The following is a 25,737-nucleotide window of genomic DNA, read 5'->3' on the forward strand; positions in this document are numbered from 1 at the left end:
TCGTATTGATCCTCACAAGCTGGCCCTTTTCTTCGCCGTGCCGCTTGCGGGGCGGATACTGTAGAAAGCATGACGTCTACCATCGCCGCCGAAACCGTTAGGCCGGAACGCAATATCCCCGCAGAGATCGCCCGTTCCTGGCTGCTGGTCAATGCCATGAAGCCGGAGCTTTTCGACCAGTCGGCCGTCTCCCGTGCCGACTCGATCATCCTGGATATTGAAGATGCGGTGGACCCCTCGCAGAAGGACCAGGCCCGCGGCAACGTGATCGACTGGCTGACCGCCGGCGGCAAGGCCTGGGTCCGGATCAATGACGCCACCAGCCCGTTCTGGGCCGATGACCTCGCCGGGCTGCGCGGCACTCCGGGCCTGCTTGGCGTCATGCTCGCCAAGACCGAGTCCGCGGACCAGGTCACCGAGAGCTTCCACCGCATGGACGGCAAGACCCCCGTGATCCCCCTGGTGGAATCGGCCCTCGGCATCGAGGAAGCCAACCACATCGCCAAGGCCCAGGGCGCGTTCCGCCTGGCCTTCGGTTCGGGCGACTTCCGCCGCGACACCGGCATGGCCGCCACCCCGGAGGCCATGGCCTACCCGCGGGCCAAGCTCGTCGTCGCCAGCCGCGTGGGCAACCTGCCCGGCCCCATCGACGGCCCCACCGTCGGCACCAACCACCCCATCCTGCGCGAGCAGACCGGCATCACCGTCATGATGGGCATGACCGGCAAGCTGTGCCTGGCCATCGACCAGACGCCGGTGATCAACGAGGTCATCAGCCCCACGCCGTCGGACGTCGCCTGGGCCACCGACTTCATGAACGACTTCGAAGCCAATGGCCGCGTCATTCGCGACGGCTCCGACCTTCCCCGCCTGGGCCGCGCCGAGAAGATCATGAAACTCGCCGTCGCCTTCGGGGTGCAGCCCGCGCTGTAGCCCCACCAATCACCTTGCAGGAGACCCCGTGACCGATACCCGCTATCTGGTCCACGGGGTCTTTTGGGATGGACCGCCACCGGGCTCCAGCCCAGCGGCGGGTTCAAAGGCAACTGACCCTGCCAAGGCAATGTACGACGCGGGCGGCCCGGTTCTGCGCCTCCAGTCACCGGAGGGGGACTTCCGGGAGCTGGGCCTGCATTCCGGCGCACGCCTCGGCTTCCAAGTGGTACAGCCGGGCAGGTCCTGCCTGGGCCACGTCCAGGTCCAGTCGGCAAGCTCGCGCAGCCACATCCTGTGCGCCTCCCGGGCCCCGGCCGCAAGGGGAAAGCAGTGCGAGCGGTGCTTCGTGCTGGATGAGTCCCGGCTGATGCATGACTTCCACCGGGACGGCCGGGTCACTCCCGGGCTTCGCGACTACCTGATGCAGGAACACTGGCTGTACGTTGCCACGTTCGCCGGCGGTGCCACCAAGGTGGGTACCGCCTCCGGTCCGCGGAAGTGGAACAGGCTTGCGGAGCAGGGGGCCGCAGCGGCCGCCTATGTTGCCAGGGCGCAGGACGGCCGCGTGGTGCGGATCCTTGAGGACCTGGTGACGGCCGGCGTCGGCCTCACGCAGCAAGTGCGGTCCGCGGCCAAGGCGGACGCCCTGCTGCAGCCGCTCCCGGCGGCGGACCTGCTGGCCACCAATGCCCGCGCGGCCGCCGAGGTACGCGCGCTGCTGGCGCGCACCGCCGTCGACGGCTTTGAAACTGTGGCGGAGCAGTGGGTGCGGCCGGTGCAGGCTGACGCACTGCACGGGCCAGGCCAACGGCATCCCTACCCGCATGCCCTGGACCAGGGGCAGCACGGCTTCGGGATCACGGCCCTGAGCGGGGCCAACGTGCTGGCCCGGCTCGACGGCACGGACGCCGTGTTCGTGGTGAACCTGTCCCAACTGGCCGCCCGCATCATCACCCTGGGTGACTACGCTTCGGAGGTCCCGGCAGTGCAGGAGTCCCTGTTCTAACAGGGCCCGCAAGGCCTGGACGGTAGACTTGCACGGTGCTGAACGAATTCTGGGCCACCGCGCCAACCCGTTACAAAGTCCTCGTCTTCAGCGCGATGGGACTGATCGCTGTCGGCATCATCCTGAACATCATCGGCAACACCGGCGGCAACCAAACCCTGGCCATGGCCTCCCTGCCGCTGATCGGGCTGGGCCTTGTCCTGCACGTGGTGGGCATCGTGGTCCGCGGCCAGTCGATCCGCAGAAACCTCAGGCGCTAGCTGCTGCGTTCCGCAGGACGTGGCTGCGGGCGTGTTCCACAGCGTCCGGAAGATGCTGGAACAGGTGTTTGTGGTGCCGCAGCGAACGGATCACGCCCACGTTGGTCACCAGGTCCAGGTGGTCCGGCCGCACACCCTTGAGCAGCACGGTAATTCCGCGCAGTTCCAGCGCAGCGATGACCTCCACCAGGGCGTGGGCGCCGGTGGCGTCAAGCATCCGCAGCTGCGAGAGCCTAATGATGGCCACCTGGATATCCTTGACCTGGCTGATTTCCTGGAGGATGCGCTCGGCGGCGCCGAAGAACATGGCTCCGTCCAGCCGAAGGACCGCTATGTGCTCATCGCCGTCGGCGGAAGGCCCGGGGACCGGCTCGCGCTGGACGCCGCTCAAGGAGGCGAATTTCCGTAGCGCGAAGAGCGCCGCCGCGGCGAGTCCGATCTGGATGGCGACGATCAGGTCGAAGGCTACGGTGATGATCGCCGTGAGGACAAAGACTGCTGCATCTGCCCGGGTGGAACGCAGGATCGCGGCAACGGTGCGCCGGGAAACCATCCGTGTTGCCGTAACCATCAGGATCCCGCCCAGAGCTGCCAGCGGGATGCGGCTGACCATTCCTGACGCCAGGTAGGTGATGCCCAGCAACACGACGGCGTGAACGGCTGCGGCAAGGCGGGTCCGGGCCCCTGAACGTACATTGACCGCGGTCCTGGCGATGGCTCCGGTGGCCGGCATGCCGCCAAACAGTCCGGCGGCGATCGAAGCCAGGCCCTGGCCGGTCAGCTCACGGTCCGGGCTGTAGGGCCCGGTGGGTCTGCCGTCCGGGCTGGCCATCCCGGCGGCCACCCTGGCTGAGAGCAGTGATTCGATGGCGGCCAGGACGGCGATGGCTACCGCGGGCATGGCAAGGCTGCCCAAGGTGGCCACGTCCACGGCGGGCATTGCCGGCGCGGGAAGGGAGTGGGGCAGGGGGCCGATCCGTGGGACATCCAGCTGCAGGAGTTCGGCCGACGCGGTGGCCAGGAGGACCGCCACCAGGCTCGCCGGAAGGGCCCGGAACAGCTTCTGCAGCAGGACCATCACGACGGCGACCAGCACTACGAGTGCCAGCGTCAGCAGGACAGTGGGCGCCTGCGCGGCTGAGGCAGCTTCAACGGCGGCGACAACAGTGTTGTGTCCCGGGACGCCGGACGTGCCCGTAGCGAGAGGAACCTGCTGGAGGAAGATAATGGCAGCAATCCCCAGTGTGAAGCCCTCCACCACCGGCCAGGGGATGAAGGCGACGGCCCGCCCCAGGCCGCTGAATCCCATAATGCAGACCAGCAGCCCCGCCATCAGTGAGAGCGGCGCTACGCTGCCGGGGCCGTGGACGGCCACGACGGGTGCCAGGACCACCACCATGGCGCCAGTGGGCCCCGAAACCTGCACTGACGACCCGCCCATGAGGGCTGCCACCATGCCGGCCACGATGGCGGTGATAAGGCCTGCCTCTGCGCCCACCCCGGAGCTCACCCCGAATGCGAGGGCCAGCGGCAGGGCGACAATGCCCACGGTGATGCCGGCCAGCAGGTCGGTGCGCCACGATGTGCGAAGACCGGCATAATCCTGCCGTGACGGGAGGAACCGCGTAAGCCTCTGGGCAGCCCCGCCTGTGGCGCGGCCGGTGGCGGAGGTGGCCGTCACGAGGCTGATTCGCGGGAGAGGTGCTCCGCCGGCAGCTGCTGTGCAAGCCGGAGCTGTTCATTCGATTCGGACAGGCTGTCCAGGAGGAAGGTCCGGGCAATGGCGAGCAGTTCCGAAACCCCTGGGTGTGCCAGTTGGTAGGTCACTGCGTTGGCGGTGCGTACGGAGGTCACCACCCTATGCCTGCGCAGGGTGGCCAGGTGCTGGGAGAGGTGCGAGGCTTCAAGCCCGGTCTCTGCCAGAAGGTAACTGACGGCCGCAGTTTCCTGCGGAGCTGCGGCCAGCAGTTCAAGGATCCGGATACGTGCCGGGTGCGCCAGGCCCTTGAACAGGTTGGCCTTGATCTCGTACAGCGGCGCTTGGGCGGAAGACAGCAAGGGAGTGGCTCCTGCAGCTTGATGAAATGATGAATCCATCATACCAGTGGGTTGCGGAACCTGTCCCGGGTGCGCCGGGGATAGGCTGGAATCCATGACTATCAATCCGGATCTGCAGGGCCGAAGCTACCCTGCCGCAGAGGTGTACGACGTTGGCCGTGAGAAAATCCGCGAGTTCGCCCGCGCCGTGAAGGCCACCCACCCCGCGCACTTCGACGTCGATGCAGCCACGGCCCTGGGCCACAGTGACTTGGTGGCGCCCCCCACTTTCGCCATCATCATCGCCCAGCGTGCCGATGCCCAGCTCATCGAGGATCCGGACGCCGGCATCGACTTCTCCCGCGTGGTCCACGCGGACCAGCGCTTCACCCACCACCGGCCCATCGTTGCCGGCGACCGCCTCGTCGCGGAACTGCACGTCGACGGCGTCCGGGCCATGGGCGGCGGCGCCATGATCACCACCCGCTCGGAAATTTTCGCCCTCGGTTCCGGCGACTCCCGGGAACCGGTCACCACCACCACGTCATCCATCCTGGTCCGCGGAGAGGGACAGTAACCATGAGCCCCACCTTCAACGAACTGAGCGCCGGCCAGGAAATCGGCAGCCGTACCATCGAGGTCACCCGCACCGACCTGGTCAAGTACGCCGGAGCTTCCGGCGACTTCAACCCCATCCACTGGAACGAGGCCTTCGCCACAGGCGTGGAATTGCCAGGCGTCATCGCGCACGGCATGTTCACCATGGGCTCAGCCGTCCAGCTCGTCAGTGACTGGGCAGGGGACCCGGGCGCCGTCGTCGACTTCCAGACCCGCTTCACCAAGCCCGTCCTGGTCACCGACACCACCGGCACAGACGAGCCCGGCGCTACCATCGAGGTCAGCGGCACCATCGGAAAGCTCGACGTCGATGCAGGCACCGCCCGCGTCGACCTCACCGTTGTCTCGGCCGGGCAAAAAGTCCTGATGAAGGCCCAGGCCGTCGTCAAGCTGTCCTGAGCCCGCACCCTTGAGCGCAGGCACCGGAATCGACGCCACGTCCCTCCAGGTCAGGCACTGGCGGAACGCCGTGGTGGTGGCCTACACGGCAAGCGGCCTGGCCTTCGCCTCTTGGGTGTCCCGGCTGCCCGCCATCCGGGACGCGCTGGACCTCAGCCCGGGCACCGTCGGGATCATCCTGCTCTGCATGACGCTTGGCTCCTTCGCCTCCGTTTCGGCCTCCGGCCTCATCGTGCTTCGGCTGGGATCCAAGAGGACCATCCGCACCGGCAGCATCATGGCCGGCGTCGGTCTGCTGACGGCGGGGTTTGGTACAACCGTGCTGTCAAGTCCTGTGGCTACCGCTGTCGGCCTGGGCATCATCGGCCTGGGAACGGGGAGCTGGAACACTGCTTCCAATGTGGAGGGCGCGGCAGTGGAGCGTGCGGTGGGGCGGCACATCATGCCGCGGCTCCACGGCGCGTTCAGCCTGGGAACCGTGGCCGGTGCAGGACTGGGCGCCGCTGCGGCTGCTGCGTCTGTGCCCGTGTTCTGGCACCTTGCTGCGGCAGGAGCGGTGGTGGCCGTATCGGTGGCGACGGCGGCGTCCTGGTTCCGCGCCGACATCACCACGGCGGGGGAGCGGACCTACACCCCGGACAACTTTGAGGACCCCACCACCGGCCCCATTCCCGTGATCCCCGCCGGAAGCCCGGCTGACCCGCCCCTGGACAACAAGCGGAAGATCGCCCAGGCGTGGCGGGACCGCCGGACGCTGCTGCTGGGCGTCCTGGTGCTCGGCCTCGCCCTGGCTGAAGGCGCCGCCGGGGACTGGGTGGCCCTTGCGCTGGCGGACGGCCACGGGCAGAGCGATGCCGCCGGTGCTGCCGGCTATGGGCTTTTTGTCACGTTCATGACCATCGGCCGGTTCGCCGGGACGGTGGTGCTGGACCGCTTCGGCCGTGTGCCCGTCATGCGCTGGTGCGCCGCCCTTGCGGTCCTGGGCCTGGCGGTGTTCGTCTTCGCCCCCGCGCCGTGGCTCGCGTACGTTGGCCTCGCCGCTTGGGGCCTGGGCGCATCCCTGGGCTTCCCGGTGGGCATGTCCGCCGCGGCCGATGACCCCGCCAAGGCCGCGGCCCGCGTGTCAGTGGTGTCCACCATCGGCTACGGCGCGTTCCTGTGCGGGCCCCCGCTCTTGGGCTTGCTGGCCGAACATGTGGGGATCCTGCACTCACTCCTCGCCGTGATGGTGATGCTCGCTGTGAGCTTCGTGCTGTCCCCGGTGGCCCGGAAGGCCGGCTAGCTTTCCCTAGTATTGTTGACGGGTGACTCCCACCCTGCTTTCCTCCCTGACCACCTCCGCCGTCGGCGGCCCCGCCGGCAAGTTCATCGAGGCCCGGACCGAGGCAGAGATAATCGATGCCGTCCGGACCTCGGATGCGGCCGGCGAGCAGGTCCTTATCATCAGCGGCGGGTCCAACCTCCTGGTGTCCGACGACGGGTACCCCGGGACGGTCGTCAAAATCGCCTCGGAGGGGTTCACGGTCAACGCGGAGGACTCCTGCGGGGGAGTGGCAGTAGTGGTGCAGGCCGGCCACAACTGGGACAAGCTCGTGGAGCATGCGGTCCGGCACGCCTGGTCCGGAATCGAGGCACTGTCCGGCATCCCGGGTTCAACGGGTGCCACCCCGGTCCAGAACGTGGGTGCCTACGGCGCTGAAGTTTCCCAGACCATCGCGGCCGTCCGCACCTGGGACCGCAAACGCAACGCCGTCCAAACGTTTACCAACTCGGAGTTGAAGTTCGGCTACCGGGACTCCATCCTCAAGCGCACCACCGTCAACGGCTCGCCACGGTACGTGGTCCTCACCGTGGAGTTCCAGCTGCCGCTGGGGCGGATGAGCGCTCCCATCCGCTACGCCGAGCTGGCCCGCTCCCTGGGCGTGGAGGTGGGCAAGCGCGCCTACGCCAATGACGTCCGCCGGGAAGTGCTCCGGCTGCGCGCCTCCAAGGGCATGGTGTGGGACGGCGCCGACCGCGACACCTACTCCACTGGTTCCTTCTTCACCAACCCCATCGTCTCCGCGGACGTGGCGGATACGCTGCCGGAATCGGCACCGCGGTATCCGGCAGGCCAGGACGGACAGGTGAAACTTTCCGCAGCCTGGTTGATTGACCAGGCAGGGTTCGGCAAGGGCTTTGGCCTGGAACCGGAGGGTGTGGCCGGCGGCCGCGCATCGCTGTCCACCAAGCACACGCTGGCCATCACCAACCGCGGTTCCGCCAGCGCCGCCGACATGGTGGCGGTGGCACGCGAGGTGCGCGCCGGCGTCGAACGCCGCTTTGGCATCCAACTGCACCCGGAGCCCCTGCTCATCGGCCTGGACCTGTAGGAGTCCCGCCAGGGCTGCGCCCGGCCTAGGATGGGCGCATGGCTGTATCTGGTTCCCCGCGTGACCGCAGGATGATTGGCAGGCTCCGCCTGGCATCCCAGCAGCTCGCGGGGGATGGAGCCCCAACAGTGCCGGGGCTGGTGCGGTGGATGACCGCAATGCAGGCGCAGGACCTGGCGGCCGCGCTGTGGGCAGTCGGGGTGCGGGTGCCCGGTGCGGGGATCTCGGAAGTGCGTGCTGCCATACATTCCGGGACTGTGGTCCGGTCCTGGCCCATGCGGGGAACACTCCATCTGGTTGCCCCCGACGACCTGGGCTGGATGCTGGACCTCACCGCCGAGCGGCTCACCAGGAGTATCGCAGCCAGGCACCGGCAGCTGGAAATCACCTGGGCTGATGTTGAGAAGGCGCGCGATCTGGCGCTGGACCGCATTCTCGCTGACGGTCCGGTCAGCCGATCCGGGCTGTTCAAGGTGTTCGACGCCGGCGGCCAGCCCACGCAGGGGCAGCGCGGCATCCATCTCCTGGGGACGCTCTGCCGCCACGGCTGGCTGGTGCCGGGGCCGCTTTCCGGCAACCAGCAGCTGATCGCGGCCTTCGACGAGTGGATTCCGGAGTCCCGCCGGATGGAGCGCCAGGAAGCCATTGCCGAGTTTGCGCTGCGGTACTTCCGGAGCCACGGTCCGGCCACCATCCGCGACTTTTCCTGGTGGACGCAGCTGCCGCTGACCGAGGTGCGCGCCGCGTTCCAGCAGGTCCGGGGCCAGCTGGTGGAGTTGGAAATCGATGGCACCGGCTACTGGCTCTCACCGGACGTGGCCGCCCTCCTGGATTCCGGAGTCCCCGGCGGCCGCTCCGTCCACCTGCTGCCCGGATTCGATGAGTTCGTCCTCGGCTACACGGACCGGACCCCAGTCCTGGCACCGGAGCATTTCGACCTGATCGTGCCCGGCGGCAACGGCGTCTTTAAGAAGACGGTGGTGGCGGCGGGGAAGGTGGTGGGCACCTGGGCACTCCAGGGCACGGGCCGGGGTGCCGCGGTCGTCCCCGAACTCTTTGATGGGACCAAGCCGCCGGGCCCGGCAGCCCAGGCAGCCTTTGCCAAGGCAGCGTTCCGTTACACGACGTTCCTGGCCACCTGACCCTCTTCCACGCAAAAGCGGCCCCTGCCTGGTAGGCAAGGGCCGCTCGTGGGGCAGCTGTAAGGGCTACAGGTTGCCGGTGGCGATGTTGAGCATGCGGCGCAGCGGCTCGGCGGCGCCCCAGAGGAGCTGGTCGCCTACGGTGAAGGCGCTGATGTACTGCGGGCCCATCTCCATCTTGCGGATGCGGCCCACCGGGATGTCCAGGGTCCCGGAAGCGGCGACGGGGGTCAGCTCGGCCATGGAGGCTTCCTTGGTGTTGGGAACCACCTTGGCCCACTGGTTGTCCTCGTCCAGGAGCTTCTCGATCTCGGCGACGGAGAGGTCCTCGCGGAGCTTGAGCGTGAGTGCCTGGGAGTGCGAGCGCATGGCGCCGATGCGGACGCAGAGCCCGTCCATGATCACCCGGTTTTCCTCGGAGGTGCCAAGGATCTTGTTGGTCTCAACCCCGGCCTTCCACTCTTCCTTGGACTGCCCGTTCCCCAGGTCGGCGTCGATCCAGGGGATCAGGGAGCCGGCCAGGGGGACGCCGAACTGGGTGGCGTCGATGTCCGTGCGCTGGTGGGCCAGGACCTTGCGGTCGATGTCCAGGATGGCCGACGCGGGGTCGTCCAGTTCCGTGCTGACCTCGGCGTTGAGCGTGCCGAACTGGCTGAGAAGCTCACGCATGTGGCGGGCACCGCCGCCGGAGGCAGCCTGGTACGTCATGGAGGTTCCCCATTCGACCAGCCCGTTCTTGAACAGGCCGCCGAGGCCCATGAGCATGCAGGAGACGGTGCAGTTGCCGCCGATGAAGTCCTTGGTGCCGTTGACCAGGCCCTTGTCGATAACGTCGCGGTTGATGGGGTCCAGAACGATGATGGAGTCGTCGCTCATGCGCAGGGTGGAGGCGGCGTCGATCCAGAGGCCGTCCCAGCCGCGGCTGCGCAGCTCGCCGTGGACCTGCTTGGTGTAGTCGCCGCCCTGGGCGGTGACAATAATGGGCAGCTTGGCCAGCGTGTCGACGTCGAACGCGTTCTCGAGCTTGCCGGCGCCTTCAGCGAACGAAGGCGCGGCACCTCCCGCGTTGGAGGTGGAGAAGAACACCGGGTTGATGTTGGCGAAGTCGCCCTCGTCCTGCATGCGCTGCATGAGGACGGAACCGACCATGCCGCGCCATCCGACCAGGCCGACGGAGGGGGTAGCTGCTGTAGTCATTGGACTATTTTAGACGGCGCGACCGGCAGGGCGCAGTCGGTTACGTCACGTCAGGGCAGGGATTGGCGCACGACGGCGGTCCGCGCCTTAGGCGCTAGTGTCGCGGCTACGCCTGGCCATGCTGGTCCTGGTTCCAGTCCAACTGTCGGGCGCTGGGCTCGGGGAGTCCCCGCTCCGCGCGAAGGCGTTTAGCCCTCGAGGCAATCCTCGCCATCCGAACGGCGTAGACGGCGCCGGCCGATCCCAACACGGTCAGGAACAGGGCACTCCACATCGGGTCTTGACCCCTGCTGGCAGGTCCTGCCACCAGCAGGATGGAGAAGGCTGCGACGGCAGCGAGGAAGACAGCCATAACCAGAAAGCCAGTGGCAGACCGCACCTGGGCGTGTGAACTGGCGATGATTATTCCGAGTTCTTCCCTTGAGTAGCTGTGCAGTTCCCCGGTCACCGTGGGGTGGAGGATCCGCTCGTTATTCTTTGCGGCCCGCACCTCGTGCCTGTCCTTCGGGTTACTGGGAGACATGTCCTGCTCCTGGTTCGGGGGCATGCCGTTCCCTGCGCAGCTTTTTGGCCCGGTACTCATCCCTGGCCATGCCGAAGGTGTACCAGGCTCCAAAAACGCCGAACGCGGTCAGAACAAGGCCGCCCCAGAACGGCTGGCCACCGTCTGGAACGGGTATCAACAGTATTACCAAGGACAGTACTGCCAGGACCACCATGACGGCGGTGAGGATTCCCATGCCCCACCATGTCCGGACCTGCGCCTGGCCACGACCGGGAGAATAGCCAATTTCTTCGGCGGGATAGCTGTGCAGTTCGCCGGTGTTGGTCTTTCGCAGCACCCGCTTCTCACCCCGGGCAAGCGCCGCCTTGTGCTCGGCATACACGTCGTCGTTGCGCCGCTCCCGGTCGTCGTTGTGCTGATCAATTCTTCGTCGCATTAGGCCTCCCCAGGAAATGGGCGGGTGCTGTCAGGGAAGTTGTTCCGGGTGATGTCGATACCTGAAGGATTAGCTTCAAACCACGCACGGGCGTGGTCGTCGGTAAGGGCGAAACGAAGCTTGGGCAGCCCCTTCAGCCTCCGCAGCTTGGAAGCGCGCCATTCGTGGCGAAGATTCTTGATGCCCAGCAGCCAGCCGCCGGTAAAGAGGACGGTGGCCAGCAACCCAAAGACAACCACAATCAGATTAAGGCTGGCCAGGGCGATGATGAGCATAAGAGGTGCCCACAGGGCAGGGACGGTCATGAGAGCTGTCACCACGAATAGCCCGGTGGTCGTGTGGACCGAGTAGTTACCGGTTGGCTGGGATCCACCGATGCCCCACTCTTCCTTCGTGTAGGCATATACGGTTCGTTCCATGCCCGTGGCATAGAAGTACGGCCGCTCTACCAGCAACTTTTGTACCGCGGGATCCAGAGCCATCATTGGTCCCCGGATTCGTCGTCGGCACCCCATAAAGTTCCTGCCACCAGGAATCCCCCCAATATTCATCCCGCAGAAGTTCAGACTGCTGCAGGCCCAGCCTAAGGCAGGATCACAACTGCCGCGATGGGTTGTCCTGCCCATGCACGGCAATATGCACTAGCCCCGGTCCGACTCCTCCAGCACAGCAGCCTTCCGGGCCCGCAACGCGAAGAACGCTCCGAAGGCGAAGACCTGGGTAACGATGACCAGCACGATGGCACCGGCGATCTTGTTCCCGCCCAGGATCATGGTCAGCCCCACGATCGCGGACAGCAGCGCCAGCAGCGGCAGCAGCATGTAGCCCAGCACGAACAGGGTTTCGGGTTTCTTCAGCATGTTCCTAGCCCTCGGTCCGTGACCATTTGGTGAATCGGTAGCGCGTGCCGTTGGCGGCGGTCAGCCAGCCGTCCGGCGGAACGGAGGCGGACGCCTCCCAACTGGGCCCGAGCTCGGGAGCGAACGTGTCGCCTTCGGCCTTCACGTCGATGGTGGTGACCACAGCAACGTTGGCGAGGTCCGTGGACTGGCGGAAGACCTCCCCGCCGCCCAGGATCCACACGGTCTCGCCGCCGTCGACAAACTGCGACTCAAGGAGCGCATCATCCAGGGAAGGAACCACGACGGCGCCCTCCGCCTCAGGCGTGCTGGCCCAGCTTTTCTGCCGGGTAATGACGATGTTCGTCCGGCCGGGCAGGGGACGGTACTTGTCAGGGAAGGACAACCAGGTCTTGCGGCCCATGATGACAGGGTGCCCCGTGGTGAGCCGGGTGAAGTGCTTTAGGTCCTCGGGCAGGTGCCAGGGCATGTCCCCGTCCTTGCCGATGACGCCGTCGGAGGTCTGCGCCCAGACCAGGCCGACGCCGGTGATGGATGCAGCCAGTTCCTCCGTGAAGGACTGGGGATCGGTGAAGTTCTCGGTGCTCATACGGCGATCGGCGCCTTGATGGTGGGGTGGTGCTGGTAGCCCACCACTTCGAAGTCCTCCAGCGTGTAGTCGAAGATCGATGCCGGCTTGCGCGTGATCTTCAACTGCGGGTAGTCATAGGGCTCACGTTCCAGCTGCTTGAGGACCTGGTCCATGTGGTTCTCGTAGATGTGCACGTCACCGCCGGTCCAGACGAACTCGCCGGGCTCAAGTCCCACCTGCTGGGCCACCATGCAGGTGAGCAGCGCGTAGGAGGCGATGTTGAACGGCACGCCCAGGAACATGTCCGCGGATCGCTGGTAGAGCTGGCAGGAGAGCTTGCCGTTGGCCACGTAGAACTGGAAGAACGCGTGGCAGGGCGGGAGTGCCATGTCGTTGAGCTCGGAGACGTTCCAGGCAGAGACGATGTGGCGCCGGGAGTCCGGGTTGGACTTCAGGTTCTCGATGAGTTCGGCGATCTGGTCAATGTGGCCGCCATCCGGGGTGGGCCAGCTGCGCCACTGCACGCCGTAGACCGGGCCCAGGTCGCCGTCCTCATCCGCCCATTCATTCCAGATGGTGACGCCCTGGTCCGTCATCCACTTGATGTTGGTTTCGCCGCGCAGGAACCACAGGAGTTCCACCGCCACGGATTTGAAGTGGACCCGCTTGGTGGTGATCAGCGGGAAGCTCTTGGCCAGGTCAAACCGCATCTGGCGGCCGAAAACGCTGGTGGTTCCGGTTCCCGTGCGGTCCGATTTATGGGTGCCGGAGGCCAGGACATCGCGCAGGAGGTCTTCATAAGGCGTAGGGATGCTCACGCCCCAAGTCTACTGGCTGGCCGTTGGGAAAGGCCGGGCGCCCCGCGGCCGGACGTCCCCACAGGGATCACGGCGTGGCCGGCTGAGCCGCGGTGGGGGCGCCAGGGTGCAGCCCGCATGGGCCTTCCAGCTTGGGCGGGGCCCAGGCCAGCATCAACAGCAGGACGGCCAGGTTGAGCGCGCCCGCAGGGTTCAGCCAGCTGGTGGCTCCGAACGCTGGATCAGGCCGTGCCGCATGGTTGCCCGCAATGGCTGCCAGGCCGGAGGCAACGGTGGCAACAGTCCGCAGCAGCCGGTTCATGGTGATGGTCCGGAGAAGGCCATCTTGGATAGAAGTAAGTCCGGCCAAGGCGCGGCGGCGGGTTATCAGGACCAGGACAACCAGGGTTCCAGCCGCCAGCACCAGCAGGGCGCCGCCGAGATAACCTGCCAGCTCCGCGCCGGGAATGCGACCATCTCCGCCCACGGTTGAGTAGCCGCCTCCGTCGTCGGGCCGCGATTCGTAGGGGAGTGGGGCGAAGCCAGGCAAGGTGGAGGTCCACAGAATCTGCGCGGCGGACCCTCCAAAGACCGCCAGGACGGTCCAACCGAGCCTGCGTGGGAGAAGATCCCGGACCCGCCGAGGGTTTTCGGATTGTTGAAGCGTTAGGGCGTCTCTGGGGTAGCTGAGTTGCCCCAGCGCATGAACGGCCAGGCATCCAAGGACGGGCCACGCAAGGGCAGTGGGGATGTTCGCAGGCGCAGTGCCAGTAGGGGACATCGGGAGGATCCCGGCATTGGCGGCGGGCAACAACGAACTTACCAGCCATCCGACCAGGCCCACCCAGAAAGCATGCCGGGACGCGATTGCCACGCGGTCACTCCCACTGCCTCCCCGAATAAGGGACCGGAGGAGGAAATACACGCCGCCGGCAAGCACGAACGGCCACAGGAGAACCATCGGTGGAACATCGGTGACAACAGCGATTGCGGCAGCCTGCACGTTTTCCCCCAGAACGGTGCGTCGTGCCACTAAGTCAATGCCGACAAGAGCCTTGGGTCAAGCTGCAGGTCCGCGCCTAATCGTCGAAGGGCTTGAACTGCTCCACCGCCACAACCCGTTTCCTCCCGCCGTTGGCCACATGGCACACCACCACTTCGCCGGGGGACAACCAGGGTTCCTTCGCCGGCAGCAGCCTCGTGAGGTGAGAGGGCATGTGCTCCGCCAGTTGTTTGAGGACGGTGGGCAGCGCGGGCCGGTGTGTGCAGACAACCACGGGCCGCTGCTTGTCGAAAAGGGACTCGATGACGGCGGCCGTCTTCTTCGGACTGCGCTGGTGCTTGTGCTCTGTCAGGCCTTCCGCCAGCTTCACCTTGGCTCCCGTTGCCCTCGCATAGGGGGCCACGGTGGCAACGCAGCGCAGCCACGGGCTGGTGACCACCCGCATCGGCTTCCACGCCTGCAGGAGCCGGCCCACTGCCTGCGCCTGCCGGGTGCCGGTGGCCGCGAGCGGACGTTCGCCCTCCGCCTTGCTCCAGGATGAGCGCGGTTTGGCTTTGGCGTGGCGGAGCACCAGCAGCGGCCAGGTGTCCAGCGTTCCCCGGTCGTGCGCGTCGCGCAGGTATTCAAGAGGGACGACGTCGGAGGGGTTGGACAGCAGGCGGGCCGCCTTCTCGGGTGCGCACCACATGACGCTGTCCACCTCCTTGCCGTCCGGGACCAGGGTGTTGCCGTTGACCTTGACCGCCCAGTAGTAGACCACCTTGAGGCCGGATGATACGTGGTAGTGGATGGGCGGCAGGGGTATCCCTAGCGGCGCCCGGAGGCCGATCTCCTCCCACACCTCACGCACCGCGCACTCCGGGACGGTCTCGCCGTCGTCAATTTTTCCCTTGGGCCAGGACCAGTCGTCATAGCGCGGACGGTGAATCAGCGCCACTTCCAGGCCGTCCTTGTTGACACGCCACGGGATGGCACCCGCCGCGGTGACGGCTACGGGTTCCCCCGGGTGGTCAGTCTGGTCAGCTACGAGTGCATCGCTCGACAACGCGGCTGCCTATCGCCGGCTCAGGCTGCGTTGGCGCGGCCGGGAAGCCAACAGCCAGGACTGGACGTCTTCCAGCGGCTTCCCGTCCTCGGACAGGTGGTGCCGGGTCCAGCGGCCCTCATTGTCCAGGTGCCAACTGGATGTTTCCGGTGCCATGTAACGCTTCAGGAGGTCAAGGACGTAAGTGATGTCGTCCGCGCTGGTCAGCTGAACCAGCGCCTCCACCCTGCGATCCAGGTTGCGGTGCATCATATCTGCCGAGCCGATGTACACCACCGGCTCCCCGCCGTTGGCGAAGGCGAACACCCGCGAGTGCTCCAGGAACCGGCCCAGGATGGAGCGGACCGTGATGTTTTCGCTCAAACCGGGAACGCCGGGGCGCAACGAACAGATCCCACGTACCACCACATCCACCTTGACCCCTGCCTGCGAGGCGCGGTACAGCGAGTCAATGATGGCCTCATCCACCATGGAGTTCACCTTGATCTGCACCTGCCCGGGCACACCCGCCCGGGCGTTGCGGATCTCGGTCTCGATCCGGTCGATCAGCCCGGACCGGACGGAACGGGGCGCCACCAGGAGCCGCTTGAAGGTGGACTTGGGGGCGTAGCCGGAAAGCTGGTTGAACAGCTTGGACAGGTCCTCGCCCACCTGTTCGTTCGCGGTCAGCAGGCCCAGGTCCTCGTAGTAGCGGGCGGTCCGGGGGTGGTAGTTGCCGGTGCCGATGTGGCAGTAGCGGCGCAACCCGTCCACTTCCTGCCGGACCACGAGGGAAAGCTTGCAGTGCGTCTTGAGCCCAACGATGCCGTAGACCACGTGCACGCCGGCCTGCTCCAGTTTGCGGGCCCACGAGATGTTGGCCTGCTCATCGAACCGCGCCTTGATCTCCACCAGGGCCAGGACCTGTTTGCCGGCTTCGGCCGCGTCAATCAGGGCGTCGACGATGGGGGAGTCGCCGGAGGTGCGGTACAGGGTCTGCTTGATGGCCTGCACCTTGGGGTCCGCCGCAGCCTGTTCCAGGAACGCCTGCACGGACGTGGAGAACGAATCGTACGGGTGGTGCAGCAGGATGTCGCGGCGGCGCATGGCGGCAAACACGTTCGCGGCCTTGGAGGTTTCGGACTCGTTCAGGTACCGCGAGGTGTGCGGGACGTGCTTGGGGTAGTGCAGGTCCGCCCGGTCGATGGCGGCGATGACGGACAGGCCCCGGAGGTCCAGCGGTGCCGGCACCGAGTAGACCTCTGACTCCTCCACGCCCAGCTCGCGGATCAGCAGCGCACGGATGTTGGGGTTGATGTCATGGGTGACTTCGAGCCTGACCGGCGGGCCGAAGCGGCGGCGCAGGAGTTCCTTCTCGAGGGCCTGCAGGAGGTTCTCGGCGTCGTCCTCCTCCACCTCCACATCCTCGTTGCGTGTCACGCGGAAGGTGTGGTGCTCCAGGACCTCCATGCCCGGGAACAGCTTGTCCAGGTGGACGGCGATGACTTCCTCGAGCGCGATGAACCGGGCCACCCGGCCGGGGATTGCGCCGGCGCGCGGACCGTCAATGGAGATCAGGCGCGGCAGCTGGTCCGGGACCTTGACGCGGGCGAAGAGTTCCTTGTCGCTGATCGGGTTCCGGACAACCACGGCAAGGTTCAGCGACAGGCCGGAGATGTAGGGGAAGGGGTGGGCGGGGTCAACGGCCAAGGGGGTGAGGATGGGGAAGACTTTTTCCGCGAACATCACGCTGAGCTGCTGCTTTGCGGCGTCGTCCAGTTCGTCCCAGTGCATGAGGTGGATGTGCTCGTAGGCCAGGGCGGGGCGGATCTGGTCGGCGTAGACCTGGGCGTGCCGTTCCTGGAGCCGGTGGGCTTCCTCGCTGATGCGTTCCAGCACCTCGACAGGGCTCAGGCCGGCGGGCGACGGGACGGCGAGGCCCGTGGCGATGCGGCGCTTAAGGCCGGCGACGCGGACCATGAAGAACTCGTCCAGGTTTGAGGCGAAGATGGAGAGGAAGCTGACGCGTTCCAGCAGGTGCAGGGTGGGGTCCTCGGCCAGTTCCAGTACGCGGGAGTTGAAGGCGAGCCAGCTCAGCTCACGGTCCAGGAAACGGTCCGGACGGATGTCGCCTTCCGGCTGCAGGTTCGGGGCGAATTCCGGAATGTCGATGCGGTCCTGGGTGGCCCTGGACGCCGGTACCTCGGAGGAGCCGAAGCGTGCCCGGACGGGCACCGCCACTTCCTGGGACGTAGCTGTTCCGGAGGGTTCCGGGTTCATGGCTTCTCCTTTAGCTTGCGCTGTGGTGCCGGCGCTTCCGCCCCGCGCGGTTCCCTTTCAACCTTACAAGCATTCACCTGCCCCACGGCCCTAGTTTTACGCCCTGCAGGGGAACGGTGTGGCTGCCCTTCCTACCCTGCCGCCGGTCCATACATGACGTCCATGTCCCAGCGCGTGAAACCGAGCCGCCGGTACAGGGCAACAGCGGCGGTATTGTCGGCGTCCACATAGAGCATGACGCCGTTCAGCCCGGCGTCGCGGAGGTGCTTGATGCCGGCGATGGTCAGGGCCTTGCCCAGGCCCATGCCCTGGGCTTCCGGCGTTATTCCCACCACGTACACCTCACCGATCGCCGGGTGCGAGCCGTGCCGGGGGTGGACCTTGGTCCAGTGGTAGCCCAGCAGGCGGCCGTCCCGGTCCTCTGCCAGGAAGAACCCCGCGGGATCGAACCATTCCTCCGCCATGCGCGCCTCGAGGTCGGCCCGGGTGAGGTTCCCCTGCTCGGGATGGTGGGCGAAGGCTGCCCTGTTGGCGGCCAGCCAGGCGTCCTCATCCTTGCCCGGCACGAAGGGGCGGATGGTCACCCCGTCCGGGAGGCCGTCCTCGGGAAGGTCCGCGCCCGCCGTCGTCATCCGCATCTTCCACAACTCACGCACCGGCGCGTACCCGTAGCGCGCAGCAAGGTCAGCGGCGGCCTCATGGTTGCCATGGGACCAGGCGTTCAGCCCCTCAAAGCCCCGGACCTCCTTGAGTGCGCCGACCAGCCGGTCCGCCACTCCCTGGTTCCGGTAGGAGGGGTGGACGGCGATTTCCAGGATGCCGTGGCCGTCCGGCTCCTCAACCACGACGGCGAACCCCGCCAGATCCTGTCCGGTGGCCGGATCTGAGTCCTCATCGGGCGCATAGAGGGCCAGCGTAAGCAGCGTATGCTCCGCAGAATCCCCGGCACGCATGGTCACCACGGTCTGCTCGGAAATGGAAGGGTTTCCATCCGATTCCTCAGCCGCGGCCAGGAGGTCGCGGCAGTCCTTGAGGAGTTGCTGGTCAACTCCGCCCCGGACGACATGGACGGGCCACTTCTGCGGATGCGCTGGAGTCATGAGCCAAGGCTATACGTCAATGGCGGGCCGGGGTTCAGGCCTCGGTGAGTTCGTCTTCCTGCTGCCGGACCAGGGTGAGGCGGTAGCCAACGTTCCTGACCGTGCTGATCAGGTTCTCGTGGTCGGCGCCGAGTTTGGCGCGGAGCCGCCGGACGTGGACGTCCACGGTGCGCGTGCCGCCGTAGTAGTCGTAGCCCCAGACTTCGGTGAGCAGCTGCTGGCGGGTGAATACCCGGCCGGGGTGCTGGGCCAGGTATTTCAGGAGCTCGAATTCCTTGAAGGTCAGGTTCAGCGGCGCACCGTTGACCCGTGCCGTGTAGCTTGCCTCGTCGATGATGACGCCGGCGGCACGGATCTCGCTCGGGGCGTCTTCCTGCTCAGGCACGGCCCGGGCCACGGAGAGCCGGATGCGCGCCTCCACTTCGGCGGGTCCGGCGGAGTCGAGGACGATGTCGTCAACGGCCCACGCCGAGGAGACAGCGGCCATGCCGCCTTCGGTCAGGATCAGGACCAGCGGAGCGCTCAGTCCGGTGGCTTTCAGGAGCTGGGTGAGCGAACGGGCGCCCACAAGGTCCTTGCGGGCATCCAGCAGGACGATGTCGCAGGGGTCCGTCTCAAGGAGGGCCGTGGGCTCGGCAGGGAGGATATGGACCCGGTGGTTCAGCAATTCGAGGGCAGGCAGGATGTCCACCGAAGAACCGGTGCTGTTGGTCAGTAACAGGATGTGCGACATTGTTCCTCCAAGGGCCGTCCGCGCATCATTGGGCGACTGAACCGGATTCTCACCGGCCGGTACGGGCTTCCTGCACGAGGTTCCCAGCCGTCAGCACGCCGCCGGCCAGCCACCTCAGCAGGGAGCGTAGCTGAACCTTGAGTATACCCGGCGGCCTCCTCCAGACCACAGATTCAGGCCGCGGACAGGCACGTTTTGCGACATATGCGGTTCACATAAGGCAGGATTGAAGCAGGGCGGACCCGCCCTGCCATGAGGGGGCGGACCAGCCTTCCGGCCGACGCCAGGATGGGAAAACACCGCAGTGAGTGCACCGACGAACCACAGGCCGGGCCCCGCATGACGGCGGAACTGCAGGCACCCGTGCGTTCGCTTGGTTCCTGGGCCATCGGCGTCATCGGGATCGCGGGCCTTATCGCCATCATCGCCGGACTCTATGCCTCTCCTGTTGCGCTCGTCGCCGTCGGCATCGTCATTGCCGCGGCGGTGGGCATCGGGTGGCCGCACTTCCTGCGCATCCCCGCCAAGAAGACCCTCGCCGCCGTCATTGCCCTGCCGGGTGCGGGCGCTGCGGTGGCCGCAGGACTGACACCGGCTCCGGGCTACCTGGACTGGACGCCGGCATTCGTGGCGCTGGGAATGATGGCGGTCTTCGTGGTGCAGCTGGTCCGCGGCACGGGCCAGGCCCAGCGGCTGGAGTCCACGCTCGGCTGCTGCGCAGGCGTCCTCCTGTCCTGCCTTGGAGCGGGCTGGATTGCCGGTGCCCGTTTCAACGGCGTCCGCGAGATGCTGCTGGTGGCGGCCGTCAGCGCAGCCGTTGCCCTGCTCGCCGGCCTCATCCGCTGGCCGGACAGCATCATTGCGCCGCTGGGCATTGTCCTCGCCGGCCTGGCTGGGCCTCTGGCGGGGCTGGTCCTGTCGGACATCGCCGTCCTGCCCGCCGCCGTCTTCGGGGTGGTGGTGGGTGCGGTCCTGGCAAGCTTCCGCAGGCTGGCCACGCTCCGCGGCGCGCCCCTGAATTTTCCTGCCGCGCTGAGCATGGGCCTTGCCCCGGTTTCTGCGGTGGGGTCCCTCGCCTACTTCATAGACAAACTACTCATCTACTAACGGGTTAGGATGGCACCATGTCCGTACTTGCTTTTGAAATCTTCTTCCTTGTCCTGCTCGGCATCGCGAGCCTGTCCATGGCCTGGTTCGCCGGTTTCGTGGTCTACCGCCTCTTCAAGGGCCAGAAGTAGCCACCCCCTTTCCGGAGCCAGCCGTATCTCGAGGTAATACCAATGCCCATTGAGATTCCTACAGATCTGACCCCTGAACTCGTCCCACTTTCATGGCTCATTGGTGAGTGGGAGGGCCGCGGCCGGCTGGGCAGCGGCGACGAGGACTCGGAACACTTCCTGCAGCACGTCTCCTTCACCCACAACGGCCTGCCGTACCTCCAGTACCGGGCCGAAAGCTGGTTGACCGACGACGAGGGCACGCGCCTGCGGCCGCTTACCGTTGAGACCGGCTTCTGGGCGCTGGAGCGCAAGCAGCTGGATGCCGACGGCGGCCCCGGCCTGGTGCCCGCGGACATCGTCCCGGTGCTGAAGAGCGCCGACGAGGTGGAGGCGCTGCGCAACAAGGACGGCGGCTTCGACATCTCGGTGTCCATCGCCCACCCCGGCGGTATCACGGAGCTGTACTACGGCCAGATCAAGGGCCCGCAGATCCAGCTGAGCACCGACATGGTGATGCGCGGCAGCCACTCCAAGGAGTACAGCGCAGCCACCCGGATCTTCGGCCTGGTGGACGGCAACCTGTTGTGGCGGTGGGACGTGGCAACAGGGGGAGAGAGCGGCAGCGGCCTCGAAGCCCACGCCTCCGCGTACCTGCACAGGGTCTCCTGACACAACAGGGTCTCCTGACCTGGAAAGGGCCCCCTCGTGGAAAACGGCATGGAACAAGCGGGGAAGCCCGGCGGCTACGGCGGCCTCAAAGCCGTCTTCTTCAATGGCACCCTGAAGAAGTCGCCGCAGACATCCAACACGGACGGCCTGATCGCCATCAGCCGCGGCATCATGGAAAAACAGGGTGTCAGCACCACGGTGATCCGCACCGTGGACCACGACATCGCCAGCGGTGTCTACCCTGACATGACCCAGCACGGATGGGCCACAGACGAATGGCCGGAGCTGTACCCCGCGGTCCGGGAGGCCGACATCGTGGTGGTGGCGGGGCCCATCTGGCTGGGTGACAACTCGTCCCAGACCAAGAAGCTCATTGAGCGCCTCTACGCCCATTCCGGTGAGCTGAACAGCAATGGGCAGTGGGCGTTCTATCCCAAGGTGGGCGGCTGCCTGATCACCGGCAACGAGGACGGCATCAAGCACTGTTCCATGAACGTCCTCTACAGCCTGCAGCATATCGGCTTCAGCATCCCGCCGCAGGCCGATGCCGGCTGGATCGGCCCTGTTGGCCCCGGCCCGAGTTACCTGGACGAAGGCTCCGGCGGCCCCGAAAGTGATTTCACCAACCGCAACACCACCTTCATGACCTGGAACCTGCTGCACCTGGCAAAGATCCTGAAGAATGCGGGCGGCTACCCCGCCTACGGCAACCTGCCCAACGAATGGAAAGCCGGAACCCATTTCGATTTCGAAAACCCGGAATACCGTTAGCCTTCAAGGACTTCTACTTCATATGACTACCCCGAGCCCTTTGCTGTCGCGCCCCGGCGCCGTCGAGGCCGGCGGCCCTGACGCAGGAGTCGCCGCCCACTACGGCGAGCCCCTGCGCGAGCAGCGCGCACTCGCTGCCGGAACCGCCGTCGTCGACCTTTCCTCCCGCGGCGTGGTCACCGTCACCGGGCCGGACCGGCTCAGCTGGCTCAATACGCTGTCCTCCCAACAGGTGGCGGCGCTGAAGCCGGGGGAGTCCAGCGAACTGCTGCTCCTGAGCGTCCAGGGCCGCATCGACTTTAACGCCCGGGTGGTTGACGACGGCGGGACCACCTGGCTGATCGTCGAGGCCGCCGAAGCAGCGCCGCTGGCAGAGTACCTCAACCGGATGAAGTTCATGCTGCGGGTGGAAATCGCAGACGTTTCGGCGGACTGGGCTGTCGTGGGCAGCACCCGGGCCGTGCCGGAATGGTCGGGCCGCCTTGCCTGGCAGGACCCCTGGCCGCACGTGTCAGCCGGCGGATATTCTTACGCCACCGTCTCCGAGGAGAACCATCCTGGCCTTGAGCGCCCATGGTTCGAGTACCTCATCCCAGCACCGGAGCTGGAGGAAGCCGTTTCCGGGCGTGCGCTGGCCGGTGTGCTCGCCGCCGAATCCCTGCGTGTCGCTGCGTGGCGGCCCCGGATTGGTGCCGAGACGGATGACAAGACCATCCCGCACGAACTGGACCTGTTGCGCACCGCCGTCCACCTGGCCAAGGGCTGCTACAAAGGCCAGGAAACCATCGCCCGCGTCCACAACCTGGGCCACCCGCCCCGCCGGCTGGTGTTCCTGCAGCTGGACGGCTCACAACACACCCTCCCCGCCGCCGGAAGCCCGGTCATGGCAGGGGAACGGAAAGTCGGGACGGTGACCTCGGTGGCCCAGCACTACGAGATGGGTCCGGTGGCACTGGCAGTCATAAAGCGTTCCGTTGCACCGGATGAAATACTGACGGTCCTGGACGGCGATGAGCCGTATCCGGCCGTCCAGGAACTCATTGTCGCCCCGGATGCCGGCCAGGTGGTGGGGCGCCAGACCGGATTCCTGAAAGGGCCACGCTGATGACCGAACACACCGGAACCACGCCTGCGGGCCTTGGGGCGCAGGCAGCGGAAGGGCACGACGACGACGCGCTGGCTTTGGCGCAGACGCTGTTCCAGGCGGCGCGGGAAGGTAGCGACGGGCTGCTGGGTGCCTACCTGGACGCCGGGGTTCCCGCCACCCTGACCAACTCCGCCGGTGACTCCCTGCTCATGCTGGCCGCCTACCACGGCCAGGCCGGCACGGTCGGGCTGCTCCTGCAGCACGGCGCCGACCCCAACACCGCCAACGACCGGGGCCAGACCCCGCTGGCCGGCGCGGCATTCAAGGGCTACCCGGAAGTGGCCCGCGTCCTGCTGGGCGCCGGCGCGGATCCGGACGCCGGCGCGCCGTCGGCACGCGCCGCAGCGCAAATGTTCGCCCGCACGGAGATCCTGGACCTGCTGGGCTAGCTTCACCCGGGTTCCGCCCGGTACAAAAAACTCCTGAAGGAAGACCGAGTGGAAAACGTAGCAAAGCCCTGGCCGGCACTGTGGTCACTGGTGATCGGGTTCTTCATGATCCTGATCGACACCACCATCGTGTCCGTGGCCAACCCCCGCATCATGGAGGGCCTGGACGCCGACATCAACTCGGTGATCTGGGTGACCAGCGCGTACCTGCTGGCCTACGCCGTCCCGCTGCTCATCACCGGCAGGCTGGGCGACAGGTTCGGGCCTAAGAAGCTCTACCTCTCCGGCCTGGTGGTCTTCACCCTCGCCTCGCTGTGGTGTGGATTCTCCGGCGACGTCCGGATCCTGATTGCAGCCCGCGTCCTCCAGGGCCTTGGCGCCGCGATGATGACTCCCCAGACCATGGCCGTGATTACCCGGATTTTCCCGCCGGACCGCCGCGGATCAGCCATGGCCGTGTGGGGTGCCACCGCCGGGATGGCAACGCTTGTGGGACCCATCCTGGGCGGCGTCCTGGTGGACGGCCTTGGCTGGGAGTGGATCTTCTTCATCAACGTGCCCATCGGCGTCGTTGGCTTCATCCTTGCCCTGCGCAACGTTCCGGCCCTGAGCACCCACCCGCACAAGTTCGACATTCCCGGCGTGCTGCTCAGCGCCGTCGGGCTCTTCCTGCTGGTGTTCGGGATCCAGGAGGGCGAGACCTACAACTGGGGCACCATCACGGGGCCCATCAGCGTGTGGGGCCTGATCATCGCCGGCATCGTGGTGCTGATCGGCTTCGTCCTGTGGCAGCGGTTCAACAAGGGTGAGCCGCTCCTGCCGCTGGGGCTGTTCCGGGACCGCAACTTCTCCCTGGCCAATATCGGGATCACTACCGTTGGCTTCACCGTGACCGCCTTCAGCCTGCCGCTGATTTTCTACTACCAGCTGGTCCGGGGCCTCACCCCCACGCAGTCCGCCCTGATGATGGTGCCCATGGCCCTGATCTCCGGTGGGCTTGCCCCCGTGGTGGGCAAGCTGGTGGACCGGGTGAACCCGAAATACATCACCGCCACCGGGCTGGTGCTCATGGCTGTGGCGCTGCTATGGAACTCGGCCCTGATGCAGCCGGATACACCCATCCTCTTGTTCCTGCTGCCCAGCGCCGTCCTGGGCTTCGCCAACGCCGGCATCTGGGCCCCGCTCAGCACAACTGCCACCAGGAACCTGCCGCCGCGCCAGGCAGGGGCCGGTTCGGGCGTCTACAACACCACCCGTCAGATCGGCGCGGTCCTGGGAAGTGCCGCCATCGCCGTGCTGATCCAGTCCCGGCTTGCCGCCGAGCTTCCCTCGGGCGGGCCCGGCGGATCCGCCGGGGAAGGGCTGGCGATGGGCGGCTCGCTGCCGGAGTTCCTCCATGCAGCATTCTCGACGGCGATGGGCCAGTCCATCCTGCTGCCCGCCGGAGTGATCCTGGTGGGCGCTGCGGTGGCGCTGTTCTTTGCCAAGCCGCAGCCGGTCCAGGGCTGGGGAACGCAGGGGCAGGACCGGGCGTCAGCGAAGGTGGACGCTGGTCTGGATTCCGCCGGCTGAGAGGCCAAGCTGCCTTGCCAGGGCCAGGCAGCCAGTGTTGCTGACGTCCGCCCGCCACTGCAGCGTCAGCCCGGCGGCCAGGGCTTCATGGGCGGCGATGGAGCCTGCCAGCGAGCCCAGGCCGCGGCGGCGCCACTCAGGATCCACCAGCACCCCCATGTTCGCCAGCAGGCCCTCCCATTCCCCGTAGGCGCCGCAGGCCAGGGGCACCCGCCTGCCGTCCGCTTCGTGCACGATGGTGTACCGGTTTTCGAGGTCGGAGAGACCCACTTCGTTGACGTCATCCGGCGGGCAGCGGCCCTCCAGCTCGATGGCCTCAGGGTTCCCGTGCGAGACCGTCAGTTCCTCGGAGGGCTGCTGAAGCGGCAGGTCGTCGGCGAAGAACAGGGCGGCGGCACCGAGTCCGTGGCCGCCCTGGTCCCTGGTCAGTTTCAGCAGCGTCACGTGCTGGGCCATCTCCTCGTCAGGGATGTGCGTTGCTGCGTCGATGACGTTCTGCGGGGCCACCAGTGCGGAACTTCCGAACAGCCGGACGAATTCAACGGTGCGGGCCGATTCGTCAGCGCGGACAATCCGTTCGCCCGACGCCAGGGCGTCACCGAATGCGTCGTCGTCAAGGCCCAGCCGGCGCGCCCACGCCAGCTGGATGATGGCCGCTGAGCCGGGGTCGAGTGTCATGGTCCCAGCCTAGGG

29 protein-coding genes are annotated in these 25,737 nt (G+C 66.7%); 14 read left to right on the plus strand and 15 right to left on the minus strand.

Features of this window, described 5'->3' with window-relative positions:
- The first annotated feature begins 69 nt into the window (after nucleotides 1-69).
- The 3 genes from QFZ60_RS04865 to QFZ60_RS04875 are packed head-to-tail and all read left to right on the plus strand — an operon-like array spanning nucleotide 70 to nucleotide 2,202.
- Nucleotides 70-933 (plus strand): CoA ester lyase, encoded by an 864-nt coding sequence (locus QFZ60_RS04865; RefSeq protein ID WP_056334094.1) that lies wholly within the window; start codon nucleotides 70-72, stop codon nucleotides 931-933.
- Between the two features lie 28 nt (nucleotides 934-961).
- Nucleotides 962-1,942 (plus strand): DUF2797 domain-containing protein, encoded by a 981-nt coding sequence (locus tag QFZ60_RS04870; protein WP_307088693.1) that lies wholly within the window; start codon nucleotides 962-964, stop codon nucleotides 1,940-1,942.
- Between the two features lie 35 nt (nucleotides 1,943-1,977).
- Nucleotides 1,978-2,202 (plus strand): DUF3188 domain-containing protein, encoded by a 225-nt coding sequence (locus QFZ60_RS04875; protein ID WP_307088694.1) that lies wholly within the window; start codon nucleotides 1,978-1,980, stop codon nucleotides 2,200-2,202.
- On the opposite strand, the gene QFZ60_RS04880 is transcribed toward QFZ60_RS04875, so the two are convergent.
- Both QFZ60_RS04880 and QFZ60_RS04885 read right to left on the minus strand, forming a co-directional pair.
- The gene (locus tag QFZ60_RS04880; protein ID WP_307088696.1) at nucleotides 2,192-3,883 is read right to left on the minus strand and encodes a SulP family inorganic anion transporter; all 1,692 of its coding nucleotides are present in this window, start codon (nucleotides 3,881-3,883) and stop codon (nucleotides 2,192-2,194) included. The two genes, QFZ60_RS04875 and QFZ60_RS04880, sit on opposite strands and share 11 nt — an antisense overlap.
- Nucleotides 3,880-4,260: a metalloregulator ArsR/SmtB family transcription factor gene (locus QFZ60_RS04885; RefSeq protein WP_307088698.1), complete on the minus strand. Its 381-nt coding sequence runs from the start codon at nucleotides 4,258-4,260 to the stop codon at nucleotides 3,880-3,882. The genes QFZ60_RS04880 and QFZ60_RS04885 overlap by 4 nt, the downstream gene beginning before the upstream one ends.
- Before the next feature lie 94 nt (nucleotides 4,261-4,354).
- On the opposite strand from QFZ60_RS04885, the gene QFZ60_RS04890 reads away from it, so the two are divergent.
- From QFZ60_RS04890 to QFZ60_RS04910, 5 genes are read left to right on the plus strand one after another with little or no spacing between them, the layout of a single operon-like run.
- Nucleotides 4,355-4,816 (plus strand): MaoC family dehydratase N-terminal domain-containing protein, encoded by a 462-nt coding sequence (locus QFZ60_RS04890; protein WP_307088700.1) that lies wholly within the window; start codon nucleotides 4,355-4,357, stop codon nucleotides 4,814-4,816.
- A gap of 2 nt (nucleotides 4,817-4,818) precedes the next feature.
- Nucleotides 4,819-5,256, plus strand: coding sequence for a MaoC family dehydratase (locus QFZ60_RS04895; protein ID WP_307088702.1), 438 nt, complete (start codon nucleotides 4,819-4,821; stop codon nucleotides 5,254-5,256).
- A gap of 10 nt (nucleotides 5,257-5,266) precedes the next feature.
- Complete coding sequence (locus tag QFZ60_RS04900; RefSeq protein ID WP_307088703.1) at nucleotides 5,267-6,538, plus strand: MFS transporter; 1,272 nt, start codon at nucleotides 5,267-5,269, stop codon at nucleotides 6,536-6,538.
- Nucleotides 6,539-6,560: 22 nt separating this feature from the next.
- Nucleotides 6,561-7,628 (plus strand): UDP-N-acetylmuramate dehydrogenase, encoded by a 1,068-nt coding sequence (locus QFZ60_RS04905; protein ID WP_307088704.1) that lies wholly within the window; start codon nucleotides 6,561-6,563, stop codon nucleotides 7,626-7,628.
- 38 nt (nucleotides 7,629-7,666) lie between these two features.
- On the plus strand, nucleotides 7,667-8,770 hold the full coding sequence (locus QFZ60_RS04910; protein WP_307088706.1) for a winged helix DNA-binding domain-containing protein: 1,104 nt from the start codon (nucleotides 7,667-7,669) through the stop codon (nucleotides 8,768-8,770).
- Between the two features lie 66 nt (nucleotides 8,771-8,836).
- Here QFZ60_RS04910 and asd read toward each other — a convergent pair whose 3' ends face one another.
- The 12 genes from asd to QFZ60_RS04970 form a co-directional block, all read right to left on the minus strand.
- Nucleotides 8,837-9,967 carry an aspartate-semialdehyde dehydrogenase gene (asd, locus tag QFZ60_RS04915; protein WP_307088708.1) on the minus strand — a complete coding sequence of 377 codons (1,131 nt, stop codon included), beginning with the start codon at nucleotides 9,965-9,967 and terminating at the stop codon, nucleotides 8,837-8,839.
- Between the two features lie 106 nt (nucleotides 9,968-10,073).
- Nucleotides 10,074-10,490 carry a hypothetical protein gene (locus QFZ60_RS04920; RefSeq protein ID WP_307088710.1) on the minus strand — a complete coding sequence of 139 codons (417 nt, stop codon included), beginning with the start codon at nucleotides 10,488-10,490 and terminating at the stop codon, nucleotides 10,074-10,076.
- The gene (locus QFZ60_RS04925) at nucleotides 10,477-10,908 is read right to left on the minus strand and encodes a hypothetical protein (RefSeq protein WP_307088712.1); all 432 of its coding nucleotides are present in this window, start codon (nucleotides 10,906-10,908) and stop codon (nucleotides 10,477-10,479) included. Before QFZ60_RS04925 ends, QFZ60_RS04920 begins: the two co-directional genes overlap by 14 nt.
- Nucleotides 10,908-11,327, minus strand: a complete 420-nt coding sequence (locus tag QFZ60_RS04930) for a hypothetical protein (protein ID WP_307088714.1) — start codon at nucleotides 11,325-11,327, stop codon at nucleotides 10,908-10,910. The genes QFZ60_RS04925 and QFZ60_RS04930 overlap by 1 nt, the downstream gene beginning before the upstream one ends.
- A gap of 222 nt (nucleotides 11,328-11,549) precedes the next feature.
- Complete coding sequence (locus tag QFZ60_RS04935) at nucleotides 11,550-11,768, minus strand: NF038396 family protein (protein WP_056334146.1); 219 nt, start codon at nucleotides 11,766-11,768, stop codon at nucleotides 11,550-11,552.
- Between the two features lie 4 nt (nucleotides 11,769-11,772).
- Nucleotides 11,773-12,357 (minus strand): dihydrofolate reductase, encoded by a 585-nt coding sequence (locus QFZ60_RS04940; RefSeq protein ID WP_307088718.1) that lies wholly within the window; start codon nucleotides 12,355-12,357, stop codon nucleotides 11,773-11,775.
- Nucleotides 12,354-13,157 (minus strand): thymidylate synthase, encoded by an 804-nt coding sequence (locus QFZ60_RS04945; protein ID WP_307088720.1) that lies wholly within the window; start codon nucleotides 13,155-13,157, stop codon nucleotides 12,354-12,356. The genes QFZ60_RS04940 and QFZ60_RS04945 overlap by 4 nt, the downstream gene beginning before the upstream one ends.
- A gap of 67 nt (nucleotides 13,158-13,224) precedes the next feature.
- Nucleotides 13,225-13,623 (minus strand): hypothetical protein, encoded by a 399-nt coding sequence (locus tag QFZ60_RS04950; RefSeq protein ID WP_307088722.1) that lies wholly within the window; start codon nucleotides 13,621-13,623, stop codon nucleotides 13,225-13,227.
- A 592-nt stretch (nucleotides 13,624-14,215) separates the two neighbouring features.
- Complete coding sequence (locus tag QFZ60_RS04955; RefSeq protein ID WP_307088724.1) at nucleotides 14,216-15,184, minus strand: NUDIX hydrolase; 969 nt, start codon at nucleotides 15,182-15,184, stop codon at nucleotides 14,216-14,218.
- Between the two features lie 9 nt (nucleotides 15,185-15,193).
- A complete protein-coding gene (locus QFZ60_RS04960; RefSeq protein ID WP_307088726.1) occupies nucleotides 15,194-17,443 on the minus strand; it encodes an RNA degradosome polyphosphate kinase in 2,250 nt (749 codons plus the stop codon).
- Nucleotides 17,444-17,574: 131 nt separating this feature from the next.
- Nucleotides 17,575-18,543, minus strand: a complete 969-nt coding sequence (gene mshD, locus QFZ60_RS04965) for a mycothiol synthase (RefSeq protein ID WP_307088728.1) — start codon at nucleotides 18,541-18,543, stop codon at nucleotides 17,575-17,577.
- 34 nt (nucleotides 18,544-18,577) lie between these two features.
- On the minus strand, nucleotides 18,578-19,276 hold the full coding sequence (locus tag QFZ60_RS04970) for a response regulator transcription factor (RefSeq protein ID WP_018769102.1): 699 nt from the start codon (nucleotides 19,274-19,276) through the stop codon (nucleotides 18,578-18,580).
- 339 nt (nucleotides 19,277-19,615) lie between these two features.
- Between QFZ60_RS04970 and QFZ60_RS04975 the strand changes: the two genes are divergently transcribed.
- From QFZ60_RS04975 to QFZ60_RS05000, 6 genes are all read left to right on the plus strand, one after another.
- On the plus strand, nucleotides 19,616-20,383 hold the full coding sequence (locus QFZ60_RS04975; RefSeq protein WP_307088730.1) for a permease: 768 nt from the start codon (nucleotides 19,616-19,618) through the stop codon (nucleotides 20,381-20,383).
- 173 nt (nucleotides 20,384-20,556) lie between these two features.
- Nucleotides 20,557-21,165 (plus strand): FABP family protein, encoded by a 609-nt coding sequence (locus tag QFZ60_RS04980; RefSeq protein WP_142117255.1) that lies wholly within the window; start codon nucleotides 20,557-20,559, stop codon nucleotides 21,163-21,165.
- 48 nt (nucleotides 21,166-21,213) lie between these two features.
- Nucleotides 21,214-21,936: a flavodoxin family protein gene (locus QFZ60_RS04985; RefSeq protein WP_307088733.1), complete on the plus strand. Its 723-nt coding sequence runs from the start codon at nucleotides 21,214-21,216 to the stop codon at nucleotides 21,934-21,936.
- A 22-nt stretch (nucleotides 21,937-21,958) separates the two neighbouring features.
- Nucleotides 21,959-23,041, plus strand: coding sequence for a folate-binding protein YgfZ (locus tag QFZ60_RS04990; protein WP_307088735.1), 1,083 nt, complete (start codon nucleotides 21,959-21,961; stop codon nucleotides 23,039-23,041).
- On the plus strand, nucleotides 23,041-23,472 hold the full coding sequence (locus tag QFZ60_RS04995) for an ankyrin repeat domain-containing protein (protein ID WP_307088737.1): 432 nt from the start codon (nucleotides 23,041-23,043) through the stop codon (nucleotides 23,470-23,472). The genes QFZ60_RS04990 and QFZ60_RS04995 overlap by 1 nt, the downstream gene beginning before the upstream one ends.
- Before the next feature lie 48 nt (nucleotides 23,473-23,520).
- Nucleotides 23,521-25,044: a DHA2 family efflux MFS transporter permease subunit gene (locus QFZ60_RS05000; protein ID WP_307088739.1), complete on the plus strand. Its 1,524-nt coding sequence runs from the start codon at nucleotides 23,521-23,523 to the stop codon at nucleotides 25,042-25,044.
- On the opposite strand, the gene QFZ60_RS05005 is transcribed toward QFZ60_RS05000, so the two are convergent.
- A complete protein-coding gene (locus QFZ60_RS05005) occupies nucleotides 25,006-25,722 on the minus strand; it encodes a GNAT family N-acetyltransferase (protein ID WP_142117251.1) in 717 nt (238 codons plus the stop codon). The genes QFZ60_RS05000 and QFZ60_RS05005 overlap by 39 nt on opposite strands.
- Between the last annotated feature and the right edge of the window lie 15 nt (nucleotides 25,723-25,737).

The organism is Arthrobacter sp. B2I5 (assembly GCF_030816735.1).
Lineage (GTDB): Bacteria > Actinomycetota > Actinomycetes > Actinomycetales > Micrococcaceae > Arthrobacter.